A 21685-nucleotide genomic window follows, 5' to 3' on the forward strand; every position below is an offset into this window, starting at 1 on the left:
TCGGAGTTTCTAGGAGGCGACAGACACTAGACAAGCATCTCGAGGGGCTAGGCGCTGGAGCTGGACAATTCTCGAAGTGTCTTTTTTATACTTTCTTATTCAAAAAACCCTCCTGCCTGTTTGGCAAGAGGGTAAACGGGTAGAGTCAATTACAACAAGGCAAACGCAATGCCTTTGTTGATCCGTTTCCTTCTCAGCCTCACGGGACTGTCTTAAAGGACTGATTAAACTATAGTTATCTTAAGACACATGTAGAACTTTGTCAATCATTTTCTCTTAAAGTCTGTACAAGGTCTATAAAATAATCAGGCATTGGCGCTTCAAATTCGAGATACTCTCCGGTTCTCGGGTGATCGAAACCAAGCAAGCCTGCATGCAATGCCTGGCCGCCAATATCAAGTGTCTTTTTAGGTCCGTATTTCGTGTCACCTACAAGCGGAAAACCAATATACTTCATGTGCACCCGGATCTGGTGTGTCCTCCCTGTTTCGAGCTGGCACTCAACTAAGGTAAAATCCTTGAAGCGTTCGAGTACATTAAAATGCGTGACAGCATGCTTACCTTTATCGACGATCGTCATGCTCTGGCGGTCCTTAGAATCACGTCCAATCGGAGCGTCAATTGTGCCATGGTCATGCTGAATATTGCCGTGGACAAGGGCCTTATATTTCCGGGTTACCGTTTTTGCGACAAGCTGATTTACCAAGCTTTCATGGGCCATGTCGTTTTTAGCCACCATCAATAGGCCTGAAGTATCCTTATCGATCCGATGAACAATGCCCGGACGCAATACTCCGTTAATCCCGGATAGGTCTTTGCAGTGAGCCATCAACCCATTCACAAGTGTTCCTGTCAGATGTCCGGGTGCAGGATGAACTACCATTCCTTTAGGCTTGTTCACAACCAGCACGTCAAGATCCTCATAAAAAATCTCGAGGTTCATCTCTTCAGGGATGACATCCAGTATCTCAGGTTCAGGAATAATGATTTCGATGCTATCATTCAAACTGCCTTTATAATTCGTTTTCACCTGTATTCCATTAACTAAGACGCTGCCATCCTTGATCCATTGCTGAACCTGGCTTCTTGACCACTCAGGATCAAGCGTCGAAATGATCTTATCTATTCTGTCACCAGCCTGTTCTTCACGGATGATGTGTACCATTTTCTCCATAAGCTTTTCTTTTCGCCTCTCTCTCTTCCCAAATCATATCGACCATTAGCAAACCCACTCCAATGACAAGGGCGGAATCCGCGATATTAAAAATTGGGAAATCGTAACCAAAAATATAAGTATTGATGAAATCAACCACTTCTTTCCGGTATACCCTGTCAATAAAATTCCCGATTGCCCCGCCAAGCATAAATCCAAGCGATACTCCTAGCAGCCGCTTCCCTTTAGCCGCTTTTTGAATATAAATGACGAGGCCAACAACCACTGCAATCGTGATGAGATAAAAGAACCACATTTGTCCCTGCAGGATTCCCCATGCAGCACCACGGTTACGGTGAGAAGTAATATATAAGAAATTATCAATGACCTTTATGCTCTCTCCAAGCTCCATAGTTTTTACTATCAACCATTTAGTAAGCTGATCAAGCATAATAACAAACAGCGCAATTATGTAATAAAACACAAAGGTACCTCCATATCATCATATATACCTTTGCATTTTAGCACATAAAAGAGTAAAACGACAGATTTTATAAGCTTAATGCTGTTAATGACATTGAAAGATGGTTAAAATCAGCACGATTTTCACAGAAAGGAACTGTGAAAATTATTTATTGGCGAAAAATTATTTTTATTGGCGATTTCCGATGTTTTATTCGCGAAAAATTTATTTTATTGGCGATAATGAGGCAGTTATTGGCGAAAATCAATTTTTATTGGCGACTTGGAAATTATAAGCGATTTTTTCCAGGACAATTTGGCGATGTGTTCTTCTTCACCAGCGACAACTCACGAATATATCGGTTTTCGGCCGTATTGTTCAATTTGGTGTATATCACTTACAGATTTAGCAGTTGGGATTGTCTGCAAAAAATCGTACGGAAGATATTCTCCGGATATTTCACATTTTCCATATTCACCATTTTCGACTTTTTCCAATGCTGCTTCGATATCTCGAAGTTCATCTTGAATATACAGCAAAATTCTTTTATCTCTATTCCCATTGTTCAGGTACGTTAACAATTCAGATCTCGTTTCGCGGAGCTCATTGTAAATAGTATAAAGATTACCGTCCATACATCTGCCCCCGTTCCTGTTTACAGCTATTATTTCCACAGGCATGAAGCTGACTCAACTTAACTTTTTACATGAACTGCAGGATTTCCCAAGCAGAATGATTATTGGCAAAAAAACTCCGGGTTCAAAACCCGGAGTAGGCATTATTTAGTAATTTTCTTTCACTACAGTTGCACAGCGATCGCAAAGGGTTGGATGTTCTTCCACCTTGCCCACTTCTGGCGTGACAATCCAGCATCTTTCACAAGTTTCCCCTTCAGCCTTTGTTACAACGATGGCTGCTTTTTCCAGCTTGATCGCATTATCAGGAGCCTGGTCATAGCTGCCGGCAATTTCAAAGCCTGAAACAATGAACAGTTGGCTTAAGTTTTCAGAGATGGAGTCAAGAAGCTCTTTTGTGCTGTCGTTGACATACAAAGAAACTTTCGCAGTTAATGATTTTCCGATCACTTTTTCGTTTCTTGCTGCTTCAAGTGCTTTCAGAACATCGTCCCGAAGCTTCATGAATGCATTCCACTTTTTCTCCAGTTCTTTTGCATTGGCAATTTCTTTAGCTTCAGGCATATCCGTAAGCTGGACACTGTCTTCCTTCACTGATGGGATAAACGCCCAAACTTCATCAGCAGTATGAGAAAGGATTGGTGCAGTCAGCTTTACTAAAGCAAGCAAGCTTTCATGCAGAACCGTCTGGATAGCACGGCGCTCAGCATTATCTGCTGCTTCGATATACAGGACATCTTTTGCAAAATCAAGATAAAAGGCACTCAAGTCAAGTGTACAGAAGTTATTGACCGCATGGTATACTCCTGCGAATTCATAGTGATCATAAGCATTACGTACATAGTTGATTAACTTGTTCAGTTTGACAAGCATGAACTGGTCAACTTCTCTCAACTGTTCGAATGGAATAGCATCCGTTTCAGGATTGAAGTCTGACAGGTTGCCAAGCAAGAATCTGAACGTATTGCGGATTTTGCGATATACTTCAGCAACTTGTTTAAGGATCGCATCAGATACACGTACATCTGATTGATAGTCAACCGATGCAACCCATAACCGAAGGATATCAGCACCTAACTGGTTCATGACCTTGGCCGGAACAACAACATTTCCGATTGATTTACTCATCTTGCGGCCCTCGCCATCTAAAGCAAAACCATGGCTGAGTACTCCTTTATATGGCGCCTTGCCTGTTACGGCAACTGCTGTTGATAAAGAAGAGTTAAACCAGCCGCGGTATTGGTCAGATCCTTCAAGGTAGAGGTCTGCTGGACGCTGAAGATCATCGCGTTCTACAAGCACTGCCTGGTGAGAAGATCCGGAATCGAACCAAACATCCATGATGTCCGTTTCTTTTGTAAATTGACCGTTCGGACTTCCAGGGTGGCTGAAGCCTTCTGGAAGCAATTCTTTCGCTTCTTTTTCAAACCAGATGTTTGAGCCATGTTCACGGAACAAATTTGATACATGCTCAATCGTTTCATCTGTGATGATTTCTTGCCCATCTTCAGCGTAGAAAACAGGGATAGGAACTCCCCAAGCACGCTGGCGAGATATACACCAGTCACCGCGATCACGGACCATATTGAACAATCTCGTTTCGCCCCATGCCGGAACCCATTTTGTTTCTTCGACAGCTTTTAGCAACTCGCCACGGAAATCTTTAATGGACGCAAACCATTGGGCTGTTGCGCGGAAAATAATCGGTTTTTTTGTTCTCCAGTCATGTGGATAAGAGTGTGTGATGAAGTTAAGCTTCAGCAACGCACCAACTTCCTCCAGTTTTTCCGTGATTGCCTTATTAGCCTGGTCATAGAACAAACCTTCAAATCCTTCTGCCTCGGCCGTCATTACACCCTTATCATCGACAGGGCATAAAACTTCAAGACCATATTTCTGGCCGACATAGAAGTCATCTTCCCCGTGTCCCGGCGCAGTGTGCACACAACCTGTACCGGCATCCGTCGTAACATGATCTCCAAGCATAACAAGCGAATCACGGCCATATAATGGATGTTTTGCAAGAATGCCCTCAAGCTCCTTGCCAGCAACTTTCTTGACTGCAGAAACAGTTTCCCAGCCAATTTCCTTGGAAACACTCTCAAGCAGCCCTTCTGCAACCAGATATTTCTTCTTATTTGCTTCCACTACCACATAAGTAAGGTCAGGGTGTACAGAAATACCAAGGTTTGCTGGAATAGTCCACGGTGTGGTTGTCCAGATAATAATTTCTACATCCTGGTCCAGAATACCCTTACCGTCTTTTACTGGGAAAGCAACATAAATGGAAGCTGAACGTTTATCCTGATATTCGATTTCTGCTTCAGCAAGCGCAGATTCACTGGATGGTGACCAATAAACCGGCTTTTTCCCTTTGTAGATATACCCTTTTTTGGCCATCTCACCGAACACCTTAATCTGCTGTGCCTCATATTCTGGTTTCAGTGTGATATAAGGATTTTCCCAGTCGCCTCTGACGCCAAGACGCTTAAACTGCTCTCGTTGATTGTGAATTTGCTCATATGCATACTCTTCACAAAGCTTCCTGAATTCAGCGACAGTCATTTCCTTGCGTTTGACTCCCTTGTTGGTCAGGGCCTGCTCAATCGGCAAACCATGTGTATCCCATCCAGGAACATACGGTGAACAAAAACCGCTCATTGACTTGTAGCGAACGATAAAGTCTTTTAAGATTTTATTCAATGCATGGCCCATATGGATATCGCCATTTGCATATGGAGGTCCATCATGCAGGATGAACAGCGGGCGGCCTTCTGTATGCTTCTGGACTTTTTCGTAAATTTTCATTTCTTCCCATTTTGCCTGAATTTCCGGTTCCCGGTTTGGAAGGTTCCCGCGCATTGGAAACTCGGTATTCGGCATGAGCAAAGTGTCTTTGTATTCCATTCCATTGATCCTCCTAATTTTCCCGTTGCATCCATGAAAATAACGATTCCGGAAAATAAAAAAACCTTCCCATCCCTGGAAAGGGACGAGAAGGTTTTTATTCCCGCGGTACCACCCTAAATAGACAAGAAGTGTTAATCCTGCCCTCTTAGCATTCTTAACGCGAATGTCACGCCTGTACTTACTGATCCTGTTTGGATGTTCAGTTCGGAACTATCGGGTGATTTTCTGGCAATCCGCTTGCAATGGGCTTCCACCTTCCCCATTTCGCTGAAAAAGCAAGCTGCTAGAACGCCATACTGTCCCTGTCATCGTTTCTGTCATGTAATGCACTTTGTTATGAATTATATGCGAAATAGCGTACTTGCGTCAAGCCAGTGAATCTTCTTCTTCTCTTGCAGCGGACTTCAATTCAGTTGAATCCAATTCATATTCCAGCAGGTGATCCCAATCATCCGTAGTAAGCATGTCGAGCTGCGCTTCAATCAGCATCTTAAATCTTGTCCTGAATACTTTGGACTGCTTCTTTAATTCTTCAATTTCCAAGGCGATTTTTCTTGCTTTGGATAAGGATTCGTTAATGATTCTGTCAGCGTTCTTTTCCGCTTCCTTGACGATCAGCTTCGCTTCCTTTAGCGCATTGCGGCGGACTTCTTCTCCTGCTTCCTGCGCGATGACAATGGATTTATTCAAGGTTTCTTCTATATTTGTGAAATGGCCAAGCCTTGAATTCAGTTCACTCATCTTTTCTTCAAGTTCTTTTTTCTCTCGGATGATAATTTCATAGTCCTTGATCACCTGGTCAAGAAACTCATTTACTTCATCTTCATCATATCCGCGAAATCCCTTATTAAATTCTTTGTTGTGTATATCTAACGGCGTTAAAGGCATTACGCCACCTCCCATTTCATTTCATCCTATGTACTTAAAGCTATGATTCGACAAAAACGCTGAAAACCCTTCTTCCTTACTATATAATTATTTTTTTCTTCCGGCAATAACCCGATATTTATCTTTTTTTGTTTTCCCTTCGACCGTAATGATTTTCGCGCGCCCATACCCACGTGCAGAGAGGACGTCTCCTTCACCGCATTCAAAAGCTGTATTTTCGATAGCTGTCCAATTGACTTTCACTTGCCCATGCTGGATCAAAAGCTGGGATTTTTGCCGGGAAAGATTAAAGATACCAGACAAGACTGTGTCTAGTCTTAAAGATGAAACAGTCGTGCTCATTTCATTCCATTCATCATCGATCGTCACAGCATTTTCCAGCGAAAGCTCCGTCAAGCGGATGGAAGCTCTGCCAATCGATTCAAGCTGCAGTCTAATATAGTCGGCGATTTCAGAAACAGCAAAAAATTGAACGGTATCTCCATCAATCAAGATATCGCCAAATTTTCCCCGCTTCAGACCTAGGGACATCAAGCTTCCGAGTACTTGTCGATGTTCGATGTTCACGAACTTACTAGGGTACTCGATGCCAAACAGCTTAAGTTGGAAATCCTCTTCGTTTACTGCCAAATACGCCGGAAACAGAAATGCCCGTTTTCTCTCCGTACCTGAAGCCCCGCCAAACAATTCCCATTTCACATCAGGATGCTTTCCGATGACGGTTTTTAAAATTTGCTGTTCCCGCGGATCCAGGAAATCAGTCAACTTAGGAGCATAATTTTGCTCAACGTATTCTTTCCAGTTAATCACCTGGTCGATAAATTCCCGTTCCTCAGGACGGAAATGCTGGTAAATACTCATATGGCACTCCTTTAATAGAAAAATAAGCAGGGCCTAAAATCAGACCCTGCCGATAAATCGATGATATTAAAACCACGTGGCCAGCTGGTATAAGCCGCTAATGGCAAATCGCAATACGAGGAATGCCACAATTGGCGAAATGTCAATCATGCCGATAGAAGGCACAATTCGACGAAACGGCTCCAGGAATGGCTCGCAAATTCGCGCTAAAAATTGACCGATTGCTGTTTCCCTAGCATTAGGGAACCATGACATGAAAATATAAATTATCAAAGCCCATTGATAAATCCCTATTAGTTGGGCGATTAATCCAATTACTATATTCATTAACCCTACCACCTCGACTCTTGGTTATCCCGTTCTTGCATCAGCTCAGAAATATTCCCTGACACTTCCACATTATCCGGGGTACATAAAAAGATATTCATGCCAATCCGCTGGATATCTCCGCTGATGGCGTACACGGTCCCGCTTAAAAAATCCACAATCCTTCTCGCCTGGTCTTGTTCAATACGCTGAAGGTTCACGACGACAGCCCGGCGATTTTTTAAATGGTCAGCGATTTCCTGTGCTTCGGCATACATCCTTGGTTCCATAAGGATCACCTTAGATGCTTTTTGCACGCTTTGAAGGCTTACTACATTCTGTTTTTGCTGGACAGCCTGCTTGTTAGGCTTGAAGGGCTCCGTTTCTTCCTCGAGCATTTCCTCATCTTTATAGTCATATTCATCTTCCAGGAAAAAAAATGTCTTTATTTTTGATTTTAAACTCATATTACTGCACCTCCGATTCATTGCCTACTAGGGCTGTACCAATTCGCACCATAGTGGACCCCTCTTCAACCGCTATTTTAAAATCATTAGACATCCCCATGGACAATTCATGACAAGGTGCATAATCCAGTTCAAGCTGCTGGACCTCTGCCCGAAGAGTTTTCAGTTTCCTGAAGCAATCCTTGATTATTTGTTCATCTTCAGTTAAGGGGGCCATCGTCATCAAACCGCTGACCTCGATATGAGGATATTGTTTCAATGCTTGAATAAAGCCTGTGACATCTTCGGGATCTAGGCCATGCTTGCTCTCTTCCCTAGAAGCATTCACCTGGATGAGACATTTTACCTTTGAATTGGCTCGCTTATTTATTTCTTTTGCCAGCGACAGCCTGTCCAGTGAATGGATATATGTAACATGATCGATGATGTTCTTTACTTTTCTTGTTTGCAAAGTCCCAATAAAGTGCCAGATGGGCTTGTCCCGCAGATGACTGATTTTATCGAGCAATCCTTCCTCTCTGTTTTCACCGAGATGGATTACCCCCGCATCGATCGCTTGCTGTGCCCTTTCTGGGGAAACATATTTCGTTACTGCAATAATTTTCACCTCGTCACAACTTCGGCCCGAAGCCTTGCAGGCATTTGCTATTTGATCCTGGATAACCTCCAGATTTTTTGCGACATTCATTATGGACGGCTATCCTCCTTCCACCCGATATATGCGATCATGCGGCCTGCATTTCCCTTATCCCTTCTGTGGGAATAAAAATGCTCGCTATGACAGCTGGTACAGTATTCGGTTGTTTCAATATTCTCGTCTTTGATTCCGGCCTTCACTAAAATATCGCGGTTTAATTCTTGTAAATCGAGAGAATATTGTCCTTCACTAATTTGATTATATGGCAATTTCTCGACACCATCTAGTCTATTTTTTACTAAATTGATAACTCTCTCATCAACAATATAACATTTTTTGCATATTGATGGGCCAATAATGACCAAAATTTTGTCCGAATTCGCCCCATTTTGTTTAAATTTGCTAATCATCTCTGCTGCAATGCCGTGGACGGTACCTTTCCATCCAGCATGAGCAATGCCAATCATTTTCGTTTCTGGTTCTATAAAATACAAAGGTACGCAATCCGCAAAACAAAGTGTCAGCAGAATGCCTCGCTGTAACGTCAAAAAACCATCCGTGGCCAGGAACGAGGAGCGATAATCGCTGGAGCCTTTTCCTTGGTCCGCTTTGTCGATTTTTGCAATCTGGATGCCATGTGTTTGTTCAGCGCCAACCCAGCTAGGAAGGGGAAAATCAATCTTATTCGCCAATAGCAGGCGATTTTCGCAAACGGAGGACGGATCATCCCCCACATGGAAAGCAAAATTCAACCCTGAAAAAGCCTGCAGCTGGCTCACTCCACCATTTTTTGTCGTAAACCCAGCCTCAAGTCCAGGAAATCGTTCCATCCATTCTTTTAAAATAAAAAACTCCGGGTTTTTTAAGATGAATGGCTCCATATCTTTATCCCTCACATGTTTTTGTCTAGTTTACCACACACATGCCGCAATCAACAGTGTTATGATACTACTCTTCCCGATCGTCGTGCTGCAGACCTTCGCCGCTGTCCTTATAGCGGACCAAAATAACATCTTCCCCAATTTTCAGGATATTCCTCCATGGAATGACAACCTCATCGTCCTTCCCGAAGAAACCTAGTACTTTGCCAGCACTCCCAATGACGACTGCCTCAATTTTACCGGTAGTTAAATTAATTTCATAATCTTCAATGTTCCCAAGCCTTTTCCCATCGGATACATTGACGACATCTTTGACTTGAAACTCGGTAACCTTTACCATTTAGATCCCTCCGGTTTTCGCTGTGGAGTTTACACCCCTTACAGCATTATATGAATCCAAAAAAAATGTATGATTGTGTACCGAATTCGAAATCGTCCACAAATGCAGAAGCTGGAGGCTCTCCTGTCAGCGCTGTAAAAAAATAAAAAGCTGCCAATTATGGCAGCTTAGCTTTGGATATTTTTATTCATTTGTTTGATCGCCGCTTTTTCCAGCCGGGATACCTGTGCCTGGGAAATTCCGATTTCATCGGCAACTTCCATTTGTGTCTTTCCCTGGAAAAACCTTTTTCTTAAAATAAGCTTTTCTCTGTCGTTTAGGCGTCTCATCCCTTCTTTAAGGGCAATCTCCTCAATCCAATTCGTATCCTTGTTCCGTTCATCACTAAGCTGATCCATCACATAGATCGGATCCCCGCCATCATTATAGATTGGCTCAAACAAAGATACTGGATCTTGGATGGCATCGAGTGCGAAAACAATTTCTTCGTGCGGTACATCAAGTACCTTTGCAATCTCCTCAGCAGTCGGCTCCCTCGAAACCTCAGCCATAAGCCTTTCACGGACTTGCAGTGCTTTGTACGCAATATCCCTGAGTGAACGCGAGACTCTGATAGGATTATTATCTCTTAAATACCGTCTAATTTCGCCGATGATCATCGGGACGGCATAGGTTGAAAATTTTACATTCTGTCCCAGATCAAAATTATCAATAGATTTCATAAGTCCGATACATCCGACTTGAAACAAATCGTCGACAAACTCACCCCGGTTGTTAAAACGCTGGATCACACTCAAAACAAGCCTTAAGTTCCCATTCACCAGTTTTTCTCTCGCGGTGATGTCTCCGCTTTGCATTTCTCGAAATAGTTTTCTCATTTCCTCGTTTTTCAGTACGGGAAGCTTTGCTGTATCAACACCGCAAATTTCTACTTTGTTTCGTGTCAATCTTTTCCCTCCTCACAGGAGCTGCTGTCAAAAATCAGTATCTCCGCAGGAAGGAAAAATATGCACTTGTTATCATGAGGACGAGTCGTCTTAACATAACGAAGCTGGCAAAACCGCTTGGTTGTCCTTGTTTATAAAAAATTCTCCAAAAAAATTTTTCTGCTATACCATTTTATTGAATTCTTTTCTTAAGCGTTTGATGATTCGCTTTTCGAGGCGGGAAATATAAGATTGCGAAATTCCAAGCATATCCGCTACATCCTTTTGCGTTTTTTCCTCGCCGCTGCCAAGTCCAAAACGCAATTCCATTATCTGTTTTTCCCGGTCAGAAAGCTGCTGAAGCGCATTTACGAGCAGTTTTTTATCAACATTCGATTCGAGATTCTTCGTGATAATATCATCATCCGTGCCAAGTACATCTGATAGAAGAAGCTCATTTCCATCCCAATCAATGTTGAGCGGCTCGTCAAAGGAGACCTCTGAACGAATCTTATTATTTCTCCTAAGATACATAAGAATCTCATTTTCAATGCATCTGGAGGCATACGTTGCAAGTTTGATTTTTTTCTCCGGATTAAATGTATTTACCGCTTTAATTAAGCCAATTGTCCCGATACTGATCAAGTCCTCAATATTGATGCCTGTGTTTTCAAATTTTCGGGCAATGTAAACGACAAGTCTCAGGTTTCTCTCGATTAGTATAGATCTCGCTGCCTTATCCCCATTGGGAAGTTTATTCAACAGCACTTCTTCCTCTTCCTTCGACAAAGGAGGAGGCAAAGCTTCGCTACCGCCGATATAAAATATTTCATCTGTTTTCAAGCCTAGTTTTATTAATAATTTATACCAGTAATAGGATAACCGGAGCCGCAAATTTTTCATTGATTGTCCTCCTTCTAAATTATGTATTTTCGAGTATAGTTATATTAACTGACCATCACTGCCTGCTCAGACTTTGTCATTCCCGCAAGCATTTTAGGATGGATGATGCACTGGAAACTTCCATCTGCCGATAACTCCTGCACTGTGAACGAAAGTAAACTCTTCTCTGCTTTGTAGATTCCCTCTTTCGTGGTGATCATGATCAAATCAGGCTGAAAAGCGATGATTAATTGATGCTCTTGTCCGACCACTTTATATGGAATGATTCTCATTCGATTTTCAAACTGCTTGGCAAGTTGTTCGTCGCCTGACAATACACACTCTGGATTTTCGGCTATCCGTTTGATTGTATCTGGTATTTGATCATAACAGTGGTTGATGGATAAAATCATGACCGGCAGTTTTGAAATCGGATCATATAACTGGTTCCCGCTGTCAATCAATCCTCTAATCGAAAATTCCATCTCCATGAATTTCACTTCCACATCTGCAAGTGACTCATATTGGATTTTCGTCATTTCAAATTGTTCGATATTCCGTCTGGAAAAATGCCAAGCAAGCGGAAAACCCAATAACACAAACAGCCAGCTGACCGGGTCACCAAAACCTTTTATATGATTCATAGCGACATTCGAAGCCAAATTCAGATCAAATTGAATGAAATAATGGACTCCTGTCAAAGTGCCTCCCAACAGAAAAGTGGTAACATAGAAGGTCATAAGTGCTTTAACGAAAAACCGCATTCTTTTATAGCCAAAAGCGGTTAACACCATCAAAATGGAAAAGACTAGTTTTCCAACCGGATGCCCGGCTGCAGCATGAAATGGTGTTATCGATAATAGAATGAGCACTGAACCAATAGCTCCTGCTGCCGTCAACCGCCAAAACTTGATCTGCCTCTTCAGGATGATGGCAGTCAAATATAAAAGGAATGTATCAAATAACAGATTTAATGCCCAAATTACATCAAGATAAATCTTCACCTCTCATCCTCCTGTACACTAACAGACGACTTACTGCTTTGTTCGTCAGCTGTTCTCAAGCCGATATAGGCAAAGAAACAATTTTCGGCTGCATTCCGGAAAAATCAAATACCGGTTTCTACCAGATCATGGTGATAAATCAAATTCCCCTCTTGATCTATCATTCCGTTACGAAACAGTATATCGTCATTAGCTTAGGAAGTGTGTCACATTATGGCAATAAATCAACAGAGATTTTCGCTGATCCCTTCGGATTTTGTCAATTTTCTGTTTTTCAAGGAAGAAGTAGTCTGCTAGGCTATTCTCTTCCACACAAAAAAGCATAGCCCACGGCTATGCTTTTCGTCTTATCTTATTAAATCAGTGCCTTCTGTTACGGTTGCGCAGGAATGTTGGAATATCAAGCGCATCATCCGCTTGTGATGATGGATTGTTTCGTGGTGCTTCCTGCTGGATTTCCTCCCGTTTAGGCTGTTCACGTTTCATTGCACCCATCCCTGGCTTTTGCCCTCCAAAACCCGGCCTAGTCGGCTTAGGTTGGACAACTTCCTCATTGAAGCCTGTTGCAATCACTGTGACGATAATTTCATCTTTTAAGTCGTCATTAATCACTGAACCAAAAATCATGTTTACTTCCTGATCTGAAGCAGAAGCAACAATGTCAGCAGCTTCTTGGACTTCATACAAACTTAGGTTTGAGCCGCCGGTGATATTCATCAATACTCCTTGGGCTCCATCAAGAGATGTTTCCAACAATGGAGAGGAAATGGCTTTTTTAGCCGCTTCCGTTGCACGGTTTTCCCCGGATGCAACCCCAATACCCATCAATGCGGATCCTTTATTGGACATAATTGTCTTTACATCAGCAAAGTCGAGGTTGATCAATCCCGGTGTAGCAATTAAGTCAGAAATCCCTTGAACACCTTGGCGAAGAACATTATCCGCTTCACGGAACGCTTCTAGCATCGGGGTGCTCTTATCAACGATTTCAAGCAAACGGTCGTTTGGAATGACGATTAACGTATCAACCGCTGCCTTCATGGACGAGATTCCGTTTGCGGCTTGTCCTGCCCGCTTGCGGCCTTCAAAAGTAAAGGGACGTGTTACAACCCCCACTGTCAAAGCACCAAGGTCTTTCGCAATTTGAGCGATTACAGGAGCTGCACCTGTTCCAGTTCCTCCGCCCATGCCGGCAGTAACAAATACCATATCCGCACCTTTCAGCACTTCTTCGATTTGTTCTTTGCTTTCTTCGGCAGCCTTCTTTCCTACTTCAGGATTGGCACCCGCGCCTAGTCCGCGGGTAAGCTTTGCGCCGATCTGCATTCTAATTTCTGCTTTGGAAAGGTTTAGCGCCTGTGCGTCGGTATTTACCGCAATAAATTCCACACCTTGTACGCCGTGTTCAATCATTCGGTTAACCGCATTATTTCCGCCGCCGCCAACACCGATAACTTTTATAGTAGCAAGTGAATCTAAATTTGTATCAAATTCCAACATGACAAATCCTCCTAATTCGTCGATTTCCTGTTAGTCTGATTATTCAAAAAAGTAGCCAAGAAATTTTTTCATTCTTGAGGTGACTTTTTCTTCAGGCTGTTTCTCAGGCTTCGATTTTGGATGCGGCTGTTTTTGAGCTCTCTTTTCTTTCGGTTCTAATTCGCCAAACGCAGCTTCCATTTTCTTTCCTTTTAATTTGGCGTTTCTATAAGCAAACTGAATCAATCCTACTGCAGTCGTATATTGAGGTTCCCTGACGCCAATATAGTCTGGAATGGCAATCCTAACCCTGCTTTGAAAAATGTCCTGGGCTAGCTCCATCACTCCCTGCATATTGGCTGTTCCTCCGGTAAGGACAAATCCGCCAGGCAGGTCCCTGATGTTCATATGTTTCAACTCATCCTGGACAAGGGAGAAGATTTCTTCCATTCTTGCTTCAATGATGTCGGCTACCTCTAGTTGGTTGAACTGCTGATGCTGGTCGCTGCCAATGATTGAGACTTCAAATACCTCATCTTCGGAAGCATGGTCGTAAAAGGCATGTCCATGCTTTAATTTTAGCTGCTCCGCTTCTTCGGTCGTTGTACGCAATCCAATGGATAAATCCTTAGTAATATGGTCTCCTCCAACCGGTATAACAGATGTTCCCCGCAAGTGTCCATTTTCGAATACAGCAACAGTTGATGAACCGCCGCCGATGTCAATCATTGCGACACCCATATTCTTCTCATCCTTCGAAAGTGCGAATGCACCGGCAGCAAGAGGCTGAAGGCCTATATCCACAATTTCAAGTCCAGCACGCTCCACACAACGAAGAGTATTATGTAAGATTGTCTTTGATCCAGTAATGATCGTTCCTTCCATTTCAAGCCTGACACCGATCATGCCTCTAGGATCATTGATCTCATCAAGTCCGTCCACAATAAATTGCTTTGGAATCACGTCTATTATCTCTCGCTCAGGCGGGATTGATACAACCTGTGCAGCATCAATGACTCTCGCAACATCTTCGTTTGCAATTTCGCGATTGTCGCTGGAAACCGCAACCACACCATGGCATGGCAAAAGTGAAACATGATTGCCGGTGACCCCAACGATCACCTGATTAATCTTTAAACCTATCATTCTTTCAGCCTGTTCAATTGCCCTTTTAATAGAATGAACGGTTTCATCTATATCAACAATGGAGCCCTTCCTCAATCCTTCAGACTTCACATTGCCAACACCAATTATATTTAGTGTATCATTAACCATTTCCCCAATGATAACCTTAACACTGGATGTACCGATGTCAAGACTTACATATATATCATTGCTGTTCATTCTGTGGCACCTCCTTCAATGAATCCTAGTGTTTGAACAACAATTATCACTCTGTTATCTAATTGCGATTTCTTTTTGAAAATGGACCAGCCCAGCACTTGTCGGGGCTGAAGCTTACACTTTTCTTATTTAATTACTTTATTCGTCGCGATTACATATTTCCCTTTTAAAAATTCAATTTTTTTTCTGTCTTTTACTTGTTGTGGACCATTTTGTCAACATTATTCTCCTGATGACCGCTATATTCTGAAACAGTCTTACCCCGAAGGCAAAGACGGCTGCTAAATACAAGTCTACACCAAGATGAACACCTAGAAAAGCTAAACTTGCAGCAAGGATTATATTAAAAAAGAAACCTGAAACAAAAACCTTTTCATCGTAAATATTTTGAAGCTGTGCCCGAATCCCGCCAAACAATGTATCAAGGGCTGCAAGGATTGCGATGGATAAATAATTCGCGTATTCGTCTGGGATGCGGATATCGGTTAACAGGCCTATGATGGCACCGATGATCAACCCCATTATTGGAAGCCACATTATCCGTTGCCTCCCCCTTTTCCTGATGTTGCAGATTCCATGTATCTGATCCTAATCGTATCCTGATAAGCAGGCACGACCAAGTCTCCGACTGGCTGGTTTACTTTTACTTCCAGATTATCAATAAAGAAATCATCGGCTACCGCTGAAATTTTCATTCGGTTGTATAGTTTTTCAGCAGTATCCCTGTTCTCAGCAATAACCTTCACTTCAATGGGAAAGCGGTTCAGGGAATGGTTGTTGATTTTTGTCACCCTGTTAATGTCCCGAATGACCGTTGTATTGATGACCCGTTCCCCGTCAACTGAAATGTGCTTCGCTCCATACATATTTAATTCATTTAAGAGCCTCTTGAGCAAGTCAGGAGAAACAGAAGGAGGATTGTCCCCCTCGACAATTAGATTGAACGCCGGCTCAATCGACAGGGAAATTCCAGGGCCCTTCATCTCTTCCAATCCAGCTTCCACCTTCAATTCAGCGAGTGTTTCACGGAGTACTTCTTCTTTGCTTTGCTGCCGTTCAGTTTCATACTTGGTGAGTTTTTCTTCGTTCGATCTGATTTCAAGGAGCAGCCTAGACTGCAATTCCTTCTCTTTCATTAAATCCTCCCGAAGCTGCCATGTGTCTCGTGTATCCCGAACTTCTGGCTCCTTGACGGTTTGAAACTGAATGGCGACCATTAAGCCAATTATTGCAGCAATCAAGCTGAAGCTAAGATTTTTAGGTCGCCCCATCGTATTTCACCTGGCTTTCTACAAGGCCTTTTCGTATTTTCATTCAGGAATCCATAAATTTCCTTATAAGTAAAAGAGTTAATTTCCAAGTAACGGTTCCATCGTAATTTCCGACTGTTTTTCCAATGAAAATACAATTTGGTCATTTACGAGCTGGTCTTTTACCCCGCCGGTAATATTCAAGGCGGAGGAAAGGACTTCAGGGTCACCAATCGCAGTGATTTCAAACGGAGCAGGGTGCTGATAGCCATCCACGGTAATAACCGGGCCAGTGCATAATATATAGGAATTATGCGCTATTCTCTGGCCATTCACTGCAATTGCTGCTGCACCCGAAATATACAGTTCATTAATCACTTTAAAAACATGTTGTTCATGGACAAGATAATTATTAATATTCTCTTCATTCGGATCGTACTCCCCATCAGCAAGCGTTACTTTCACACCTTTTCCGCTGACCTTAACCTTACCAAGGAACATCCGGTACTTTTCAGCGTCTTCCGCCATGTTAAAAAAAACTTGGGCCTCCTTAGAGAGGCTGGTTTCAATTTCCCTTACCTTTTCCTGCTTGGCATTCAATTCTTTCTGTAGTTCGCGATTTTTTTCTTCCTGTTCAATTAACTGGTTTCGCAGGCTAATATGCTGTTCCCACTGCCTGTCCGTCAATCGGTTGCCTTGATCGCCATCATCCTTGGTCACACGGAATGAAAAAGCGATCATGAAGCCAAGAACCAGGAAAACAATCGAAAGAACTACTCGGTTACTGTCCATTTTCTTGTTCCATTTCAACTTTTTCAGCTTCCTCTGCTTCATATGCTTTAAAATAAGAGCCCACCTCGAGATCAATGACACCCTTTTTATTAGGGTCAAGCTGGCTGACAATCGACGGGTAATGGGTCATTTTTTCTGAAAAAGTCCGAAGTGTCGCATTCACTTCAAATCCATCGTTCATATAAAGCCTGATCAAATATTGATCCGTTTTCTCCGGCTTTGAGTGAATTTCAGAGATGGAATTGATGACCTCTTCAGGTAATTTTTCAAGGGATGCCAGCATTTCGTCCAATACTTCTCCTTCATTAAAACCGATCAAGATTGGTGCGTTCACTGGAATTTCATCCATTTGTTTCTCCCCAAGTATATGACCATTTTCCAGAACCGGGTAGAAGCTCTTTCCTTTTGAGATATACGCTAGCCTGTCATTCTCCTCGATTTTAATCTCCACTGTATTCGGCAGTTTAACATGGACCGTAGCGTTTTTAATTTCTGCGATACTTTCCAGCTTTTTTTCAACCTCTCCCTTGTTGATCTTCCAAATATTCGTTTCCAGAGACAAGCCCGTTCGCTCAACCATTTGGTCAAAAGTATACGAATGGTTACCCGAAACAGTAATTTCTTTCACCTTGCTAAGCGGTGACTGGAAATAAATTATCCCTGCAATCAATAGGAAAAATAAAGCTAGCAGCATGGTTAGCCTGCGATTGGCTTTTTTTCTTCTCTCCAGTTTCAGTTTAGGAATTCGGTCCTCAAGCGAGACGATTTTCCGCTTTTCCATATTCATTCCCCTCTTTAATCCGCTAAAAAGCCCATCCCTTAATGGCAGGTCGTTCAAAGAACCAGTTTGCTGACTAAAGCCTTTTAACAGCAGGTAGGTATCTTGTCCAGTAATTGTGAAAACCGAACGGCATGCATGAAATTCATGCCGTCTCTTTGCTGAATCTAATGATTTATTATATCACAGAATTTTACAGCTTGATTCACTTTCCTACTATTTCCGTCCAATAATTTCTACCTCTGTCTCCATTTTCACCCCATGTAAATCCATTACTGTATCCTTGACATGCTGGATCAGACCGAGAACATCCTCCGCCGTTGCATCGCCTTTATTCACAATGAAATTTCCATGAAGCTCGGAGATTTGCGCACCGCCAATTTGATGGCCCTTTAGACCGGACTTTTCGATCAAATTACCTGCATGTTCAGGAAGGGGATTCCTGAACACACTGCCGCAGCTTGGATAATTGTATGGCTGTGTCTCTTTCCGATAATCCTTGTTTTTTTGAAGCTCTGCTACGATCTCCTCTTTGTTCCCTTCCTTCAACTGGAAAACAGCAGCGACCACGATGCCAGGAAGCTCCTTTTGGAGGACTGAGGTTCGATAAGAAAACTTCATTGCTTCTTTCGAAAGCCACCCCAGGGAGCCATCTTCAAACAACACATAAGCTTTCTCCAGTATTTTGGAAATATCAGACCCATGGGCTCCTGCATTCATATAGACGGCGCCTCCGACCGATCCAGGGATACCTCCGGCAAATTCAAGGCCGGAAAGCCCTTTGCGACTAATGGTGATTGCAAAGTTTACAAGGGAAAGGCCTGCATAGGCCGTGACTGTAGTGCCTTCCATCTTCAAATCATCCATTCCAGATCCTAGCTTGATTACTGCGCCTTCAATCCCTTTATCCGAAACGAGAAGATTGGAACCTCTGCCGATTACCGTCCAGTTCACTCCAGTTTCCTTAATAGCTTCCACTGCCTTTTTCAGATTTTCAATTGAAGAAGGCTCAATTAGTATGTCTGCAGGACCGCCAATTTTCATTGATGTATGATTCGCGAGCGGCTCATGTTCCTTTACCGTTCCGATATTCATTTCTCTAAGTTTGCTAGCAAGACCCTTCATAATTAATCTTCCTTTCACGATGCAGCCTTAATACAGCAGTTTATGCAGCATAAGCCCAATAGGCTACTTTGCCGCTATTTCCTTTATTAAATGATAAACCCTCTGAGCCGCATCGGGCATGCCAAGCTTCTTTGCTGCTTTTTTCATGTCAGCCAACTTCTGTTCCTGCCCGAGAATTTGGTCAATGCTCTCCACCAGTTTTGGCCCGGTTAAGTCTTTTTCAAGCAGCAGTCGTGCCGCTCCCTTCTCACTCAAAGCTCGGGCATTTTTTTCCTGGTGGTTATCTGTTACATATGGACTGGGAATCAATATGCTTGGGATTCCGAGAGAAGTCAGTTCAGCAAGCGTCGTCGCTCCCGCCCTAGCCACTGTCAAATCCACACCGGCCAGGACTTCTGGCATATTGTGTATAAACGGTTTGATAATCACGTTTTCTGGATTGCCGACAAGTTCAACCTCTTGCTGGACTTCTTCGAAATGGCTATCGCCAGTTACATATAATACTTGATATGGTTTGCTGCTTAACTCTGTCAGACTTTTGATGACCGCTTCATTAATCGGCTTGGCACCCCTGCTCCCGCCGAAGATTAGCACGGTCGGGACTTTAAGTTTTAGGCCAGTCGACAGCCTTCCTTTGATTCCATCCTGGCCCAACACTTCAGACGCACGGGGATTACCGGTCATTTCGACCTTTTGTTCCGGGAAAAACTGCCTTGCTTCCTCGAAGCAGATGGCAATCTTGTCAACGTATCGACTCAGAAATTTATTGGTCAAACCTGGTACGCTATTTTGTTCGTGGACAATGGTTGGTATGCCCATTTTAGCAGCTGCATAGACCACCGGACCACATACATAGCCGCCTGTACCAATGACGACATCAGGATGGAATTCTTTGAGCATTTTTTTACTATCTCTTACACCCTTCAGGAATCGCAGCACCGTTTTTACGTTTTCAAAGGAAAGTTTCCGCTTGAAGCCTGTAATATGTATGGACTTAAAAGGAATTTTCTCCCTCGGCACGAGCGTGCTTTCAAGACCCGATTTTGTTCCTATGTATAGAAACTCAACATCTTCATCCTTTTTGTGAATTTCCCTGATTAGTGCAAGCGCAGGATATATATGTCCTCCTGTACCGCCGCCGCTAACTGCAATTCTCATTTTCTACACCTCAATAACTTATCTCTTTTCTAAAATGGACCAACATGTAAGCATCAGTTCCGTAAGACTGCCATTAAAAAAGACACTCTCCGGTTTTACCCTATTCTACTATATTCTAAACTGCATAACAGTTTTTAAAAGGATTGTTATTTAACTGTAATATAGCATGAACATAGGAAAAATCCTAACATAATAAAAGAAATGTCCAAAATTCAAGAGCTCTACCTTGTATCCCGCAAAAACCACAAACAAAAGACCCTGATTTCCAGGGTCCATTCATTGTTGTATGGTTTAATACCTCGAGTAACGGCTGATATTGAGCAGCACTCCAACAGCCATTAGCATCAATGTCAGGGAAGATCCTCCATAACTAAGAAATGGGAGGGTGATTCCTGTAACAGGCATGAGGCCCGTAACCACACCGATATTGATCATAACCTGGATGGCGATCATCGCAATGATGCCAGTTGCCAGAAATGTACCGAACAAATCGGGTGCCCCTAGCGCGATTCTGATGCCTCTCCAGAGGAGGATAGAGAATAAGAGAAGAACCAAGGACCCTCCGATGAATCCGAGTTCTTCAGCCAAAATCGCAAAGATAAAATCCGTCTGTGGTTCCGGAAGATAAAAGAACTTTTGCCGGCTTTGTCCTAGCCCTAGCCCAAACAATCCTCCCGGTCCTATGGCATAGAGTGATTGAATCATTTGGAACCCGCTTCCAAGTGGGTCTTGCCATGGATCTAGAAAGGAAGTAATCCGTTTTATTCTGTAAGGGGCAGAGGCAATTAAGCCAACAAACCCTGCAACAGCCAGGAGACCAAGGCCCACGAAATGACTGATTCTTGCTCCAGCGATAAAAATGATGACAACGGAAGTGCCGACCATCACTGTTCCTGTACCGAGGTCCGGTTGCAGCATTATCAGACCAAATGCCAAAAAAACAAGTCCCAGTGAGGGTACAAGACCTTTTTTAAAAGAGGTGATAGCCTTCTGGTTTTCGGCCAAAAACTTTGCGAGAAACGCAATCATCGCTAGCTTCATGAATTCTGATGGCTGAACCGAGAACGCGCCGATGCCAATCCAGCTCCTTGAGCCATTTCGCACATTCCCTATTCCAGGAATTAACACAAGAATTAACAGAACAAAACAGATAATCAAAATGGTTTTAGCCCAAGTTCGCCATGTCCAGTACTCAATATTCATGATAAAAAACATCGTGATAATACCTACTCCTGCAAATAGCAGCTGCCGTTTCGCAAAAAAGAAAGAGTCCTGAAATTTATAGTCAGCCCAGACAGCACTTGCGCTGTAAACCATAATTAGTCCCACCGTCAAAAGTGCAAAGGTGACAATCATCAGGAACATATCTGGGGTCGATTTTTTCGTTGGCAATGCAAACACCTCGG

At 42.9% G+C, this 21685-nt stretch carries 23 protein-coding genes and 1 other annotated feature; all 23 genes read right to left on the reverse strand.

Features of this window, described 5'->3' with window-relative positions:
- Nucleotides 1–262: 262 nt before the first annotated feature.
- The 23 genes from UB32_RS17700 to spoVE all read right to left on the reverse strand — a co-directional run bounded on the left by UB32_RS17700 (nucleotide 263) and on the right by spoVE (nucleotide 21671).
- A complete protein-coding gene (locus UB32_RS17700; RefSeq protein WP_044396303.1) occupies nucleotides 263–1174 on the reverse strand; it encodes an RluA family pseudouridine synthase in 912 nt (303 codons plus the stop codon).
- Nucleotides 1146–1637, reverse strand: coding sequence for a signal peptidase II (lspA, locus tag UB32_RS17705; RefSeq protein ID WP_044396306.1), 492 nt, complete (start codon nucleotides 1635–1637; stop codon nucleotides 1146–1148). Before lspA ends, UB32_RS17700 begins: the two co-directional genes overlap by 29 nt.
- Before the next feature lie 326 nt (nucleotides 1638–1963).
- Nucleotides 1964–2251 (reverse strand): TraR/DksA family transcriptional regulator, encoded by a 288-nt coding sequence (locus UB32_RS17710; RefSeq protein WP_044396309.1) that lies wholly within the window; start codon nucleotides 2249–2251, stop codon nucleotides 1964–1966.
- A 147-nt stretch (nucleotides 2252–2398) separates the two neighbouring features.
- On the reverse strand, nucleotides 2399–5158 hold the full coding sequence (ileS, locus tag UB32_RS17715) for an isoleucine--tRNA ligase (protein WP_044396312.1): 2760 nt from the start codon (nucleotides 5156–5158) through the stop codon (nucleotides 2399–2401).
- Between the two features lie 78 nt (nucleotides 5159–5236).
- Nucleotides 5237–5479 (reverse strand) — a binding site (T-box leader).
- Nucleotides 5480–5527: 48 nt separating this feature from the next.
- On the reverse strand, nucleotides 5528–6049 hold the full coding sequence (locus tag UB32_RS17720) for a DivIVA domain-containing protein (protein ID WP_044396315.1): 522 nt from the start codon (nucleotides 6047–6049) through the stop codon (nucleotides 5528–5530).
- An 87-nt stretch (nucleotides 6050–6136) separates the two neighbouring features.
- A complete protein-coding gene (locus UB32_RS17725; RefSeq protein WP_044396317.1) occupies nucleotides 6137–6910 on the reverse strand; it encodes an RNA-binding protein in 774 nt (257 codons plus the stop codon).
- A 66-nt stretch (nucleotides 6911–6976) separates the two neighbouring features.
- Nucleotides 6977–7237: a YggT family protein gene (locus UB32_RS17730; protein WP_044396319.1), complete on the reverse strand. Its 261-nt coding sequence runs from the start codon at nucleotides 7235–7237 to the stop codon at nucleotides 6977–6979.
- A 5-nt stretch (nucleotides 7238–7242) separates the two neighbouring features.
- Nucleotides 7243–7683: a cell division protein SepF gene (locus UB32_RS17735; protein WP_044396321.1), complete on the reverse strand. Its 441-nt coding sequence runs from the start codon at nucleotides 7681–7683 to the stop codon at nucleotides 7243–7245.
- Nucleotide 7684: 1 nt separating this feature from the next.
- Nucleotides 7685–8371, reverse strand: a complete 687-nt coding sequence (locus UB32_RS17740; protein WP_044396324.1) for a YggS family pyridoxal phosphate-dependent enzyme — start codon at nucleotides 8369–8371, stop codon at nucleotides 7685–7687.
- Nucleotides 8371–9201, reverse strand: coding sequence for a peptidoglycan editing factor PgeF (gene pgeF, locus UB32_RS17745; protein ID WP_044396327.1), 831 nt, complete (start codon nucleotides 9199–9201; stop codon nucleotides 8371–8373). Before pgeF ends, UB32_RS17740 begins: the two co-directional genes overlap by 1 nt.
- 67 nt (nucleotides 9202–9268) lie before the next feature.
- Complete coding sequence (locus tag UB32_RS17750; RefSeq protein ID WP_044396329.1) at nucleotides 9269–9541, reverse strand: YlmC/YmxH family sporulation protein; 273 nt, start codon at nucleotides 9539–9541, stop codon at nucleotides 9269–9271.
- 167 nt (nucleotides 9542–9708) lie between these two features.
- Nucleotides 9709–10488, reverse strand: a complete 780-nt coding sequence (sigG, locus tag UB32_RS17755) for an RNA polymerase sporulation sigma factor SigG (protein WP_044396331.1) — start codon at nucleotides 10486–10488, stop codon at nucleotides 9709–9711.
- A 162-nt stretch (nucleotides 10489–10650) separates the two neighbouring features.
- A complete protein-coding gene (sigE, locus tag UB32_RS17760; RefSeq protein WP_044396334.1) occupies nucleotides 10651–11370 on the reverse strand; it encodes an RNA polymerase sporulation sigma factor SigE in 720 nt (239 codons plus the stop codon).
- Nucleotides 11371–11414: 44 nt separating this feature from the next.
- A complete protein-coding gene (gene spoIIGA / locus UB32_RS17765) occupies nucleotides 11415–12353 on the reverse strand; it encodes a sigma-E processing peptidase SpoIIGA (RefSeq protein WP_044396336.1) in 939 nt (312 codons plus the stop codon).
- Nucleotides 12354–12713: 360 nt separating this feature from the next.
- Nucleotides 12714–13853 (reverse strand): cell division protein FtsZ, encoded by a 1140-nt coding sequence (gene ftsZ, locus UB32_RS17770; RefSeq protein WP_044396338.1) that lies wholly within the window; start codon nucleotides 13851–13853, stop codon nucleotides 12714–12716.
- A 39-nt stretch (nucleotides 13854–13892) separates the two neighbouring features.
- The gene (ftsA, locus tag UB32_RS17775; RefSeq protein WP_044396340.1) at nucleotides 13893–15176 is read right to left on the reverse strand and encodes a cell division protein FtsA; all 1284 of its coding nucleotides are present in this window, start codon (nucleotides 15174–15176) and stop codon (nucleotides 13893–13895) included.
- 174 nt (nucleotides 15177–15350) lie between these two features.
- Nucleotides 15351–15713, reverse strand: coding sequence for a small basic family protein (locus UB32_RS17780; protein WP_044396342.1), 363 nt, complete (start codon nucleotides 15711–15713; stop codon nucleotides 15351–15353).
- A complete protein-coding gene (locus tag UB32_RS17785) occupies nucleotides 15713–16447 on the reverse strand; it encodes a DUF881 domain-containing protein (RefSeq protein WP_044396345.1) in 735 nt (244 codons plus the stop codon). The genes UB32_RS17780 and UB32_RS17785 overlap by 1 nt, the downstream gene beginning before the upstream one ends.
- A gap of 78 nt (nucleotides 16448–16525) precedes the next feature.
- Nucleotides 16526–17260 carry a DUF881 domain-containing protein gene (locus UB32_RS17790; RefSeq protein WP_044396347.1) on the reverse strand — a complete coding sequence of 245 codons (735 nt, stop codon included), beginning with the start codon at nucleotides 17258–17260 and terminating at the stop codon, nucleotides 16526–16528.
- Entirely contained in the window at nucleotides 17208–17999 is a 792-nt protein-coding gene (locus UB32_RS17795) for a cell division protein FtsQ/DivIB (RefSeq protein ID WP_044396350.1), read from the reverse strand. The genes UB32_RS17790 and UB32_RS17795 overlap by 53 nt, the downstream gene beginning before the upstream one ends.
- Before the next feature lie 213 nt (nucleotides 18000–18212).
- Nucleotides 18213–19121 carry a UDP-N-acetylmuramate dehydrogenase gene (gene murB / locus UB32_RS17800; protein ID WP_044396352.1) on the reverse strand — a complete coding sequence of 303 codons (909 nt, stop codon included), beginning with the start codon at nucleotides 19119–19121 and terminating at the stop codon, nucleotides 18213–18215.
- A gap of 63 nt (nucleotides 19122–19184) precedes the next feature.
- The gene (gene murG / locus UB32_RS17805) at nucleotides 19185–20279 is read right to left on the reverse strand and encodes an undecaprenyldiphospho-muramoylpentapeptide beta-N-acetylglucosaminyltransferase (protein ID WP_044396354.1); all 1095 of its coding nucleotides are present in this window, start codon (nucleotides 20277–20279) and stop codon (nucleotides 19185–19187) included.
- A 291-nt stretch (nucleotides 20280–20570) separates the two neighbouring features.
- Nucleotides 20571–21671 (reverse strand): stage V sporulation protein E, encoded by a 1101-nt coding sequence (gene spoVE, locus UB32_RS17810; protein ID WP_044396356.1) that lies wholly within the window; start codon nucleotides 21669–21671, stop codon nucleotides 20571–20573.
- Nucleotides 21672–21685: the final 14 nt, after the last annotated feature.

The organism is Mesobacillus subterraneus (assembly GCF_000934845.1).
Taxonomy (GTDB): Bacteria; Bacillota; Bacilli; order Bacillales; family Cytobacillaceae; genus Mesobacillus; species Mesobacillus stamsii.

Bases quoted from the DNA above. Each gene is read 5' to 3' on its own strand.
- UB32_RS17720 (WP_044396315.1), bottom strand. From the start codon at position 6,049: ATGCCTTTAACGCCGTTAGATATACACAACAAAGAATTTAATAAGGGA.
- ftsZ (WP_044396338.1), bottom strand. From the start codon at position 13,853: ATGTTGGAATTTGATACAAATTTAGATTCACTTGCTACTATAAAAGTT.
- UB32_RS17725 (WP_044396317.1), bottom strand. From the start codon at position 6,910: ATGAGTATTTACCAGCATTTCCGTCCTGAGGAACGGGAATTTATCGAC.
- UB32_RS17740 (WP_044396324.1), bottom strand. From the start codon at position 8,371: ATGAATGTCGCAAAAAATCTGGAGGTTATCCAGGATCAAATAGCAAAT.
- sigE (WP_044396334.1), bottom strand. From the start codon at position 11,370: ATGAAAAATTTGCGGCTCCGGTTATCCTATTACTGGTATAAATTATTA.
- UB32_RS17790 (WP_044396347.1), bottom strand. From the start codon at position 17,260: ATGAAGCAGAGGAAGCTGAAAAAGTTGAAATGGAACAAGAAAATGGAC.
- UB32_RS17730 (WP_044396319.1), bottom strand. From the start codon at position 7,237: ATGAATATAGTAATTGGATTAATCGCCCAACTAATAGGGATTTATCAA.
- murB (WP_044396352.1), bottom strand. From the start codon at position 19,121: ATGAAGGGTCTTGCTAGCAAACTTAGAGAAATGAATATCGGAACGGTA.
- UB32_RS17795 (WP_044396350.1), bottom strand. From the start codon at position 17,999: ATGGAAAAGCGGAAAATCGTCTCGCTTGAGGACCGAATTCCTAAACTG.
- UB32_RS17785 (WP_044396345.1), bottom strand. From the start codon at position 16,447: ATGGGGCGACCTAAAAATCTTAGCTTCAGCTTGATTGCTGCAATAATT.
- pgeF (WP_044396327.1), bottom strand. From the start codon at position 9,201: ATGGAGCCATTCATCTTAAAAAACCCGGAGTTTTTTATTTTAAAAGAA.
- ileS (WP_044396312.1), bottom strand. From the start codon at position 5,158: ATGGAATACAAAGACACTTTGCTCATGCCGAATACCGAGTTTCCAATG.
- UB32_RS17735 (WP_044396321.1), bottom strand. From the start codon at position 7,683: ATGAGTTTAAAATCAAAAATAAAGACATTTTTTTTCCTGGAAGATGAA.
- UB32_RS17780 (WP_044396342.1), bottom strand. From the start codon at position 15,713: ATGTGGCTTCCAATAATGGGGTTGATCATCGGTGCCATCATAGGCCTG.
- UB32_RS17710 (WP_044396309.1), bottom strand. From the start codon at position 2,251: ATGGACGGTAATCTTTATACTATTTACAATGAGCTCCGCGAAACGAGA.
- murG (WP_044396354.1), bottom strand. From the start codon at position 20,279: ATGAGAATTGCAGTTAGCGGCGGCGGTACAGGAGGACATATATATCCT.
- UB32_RS17750 (WP_044396329.1), bottom strand. From the start codon at position 9,541: ATGGTAAAGGTTACCGAGTTTCAAGTCAAAGATGTCGTCAATGTATCC.
- UB32_RS17700 (WP_044396303.1), bottom strand. From the start codon at position 1,174: ATGGAGAAAATGGTACACATCATCCGTGAAGAACAGGCTGGTGACAGA.
- ftsA (WP_044396340.1), bottom strand. From the start codon at position 15,176: ATGAACAGCAATGATATATATGTAAGTCTTGACATCGGTACATCCAGT.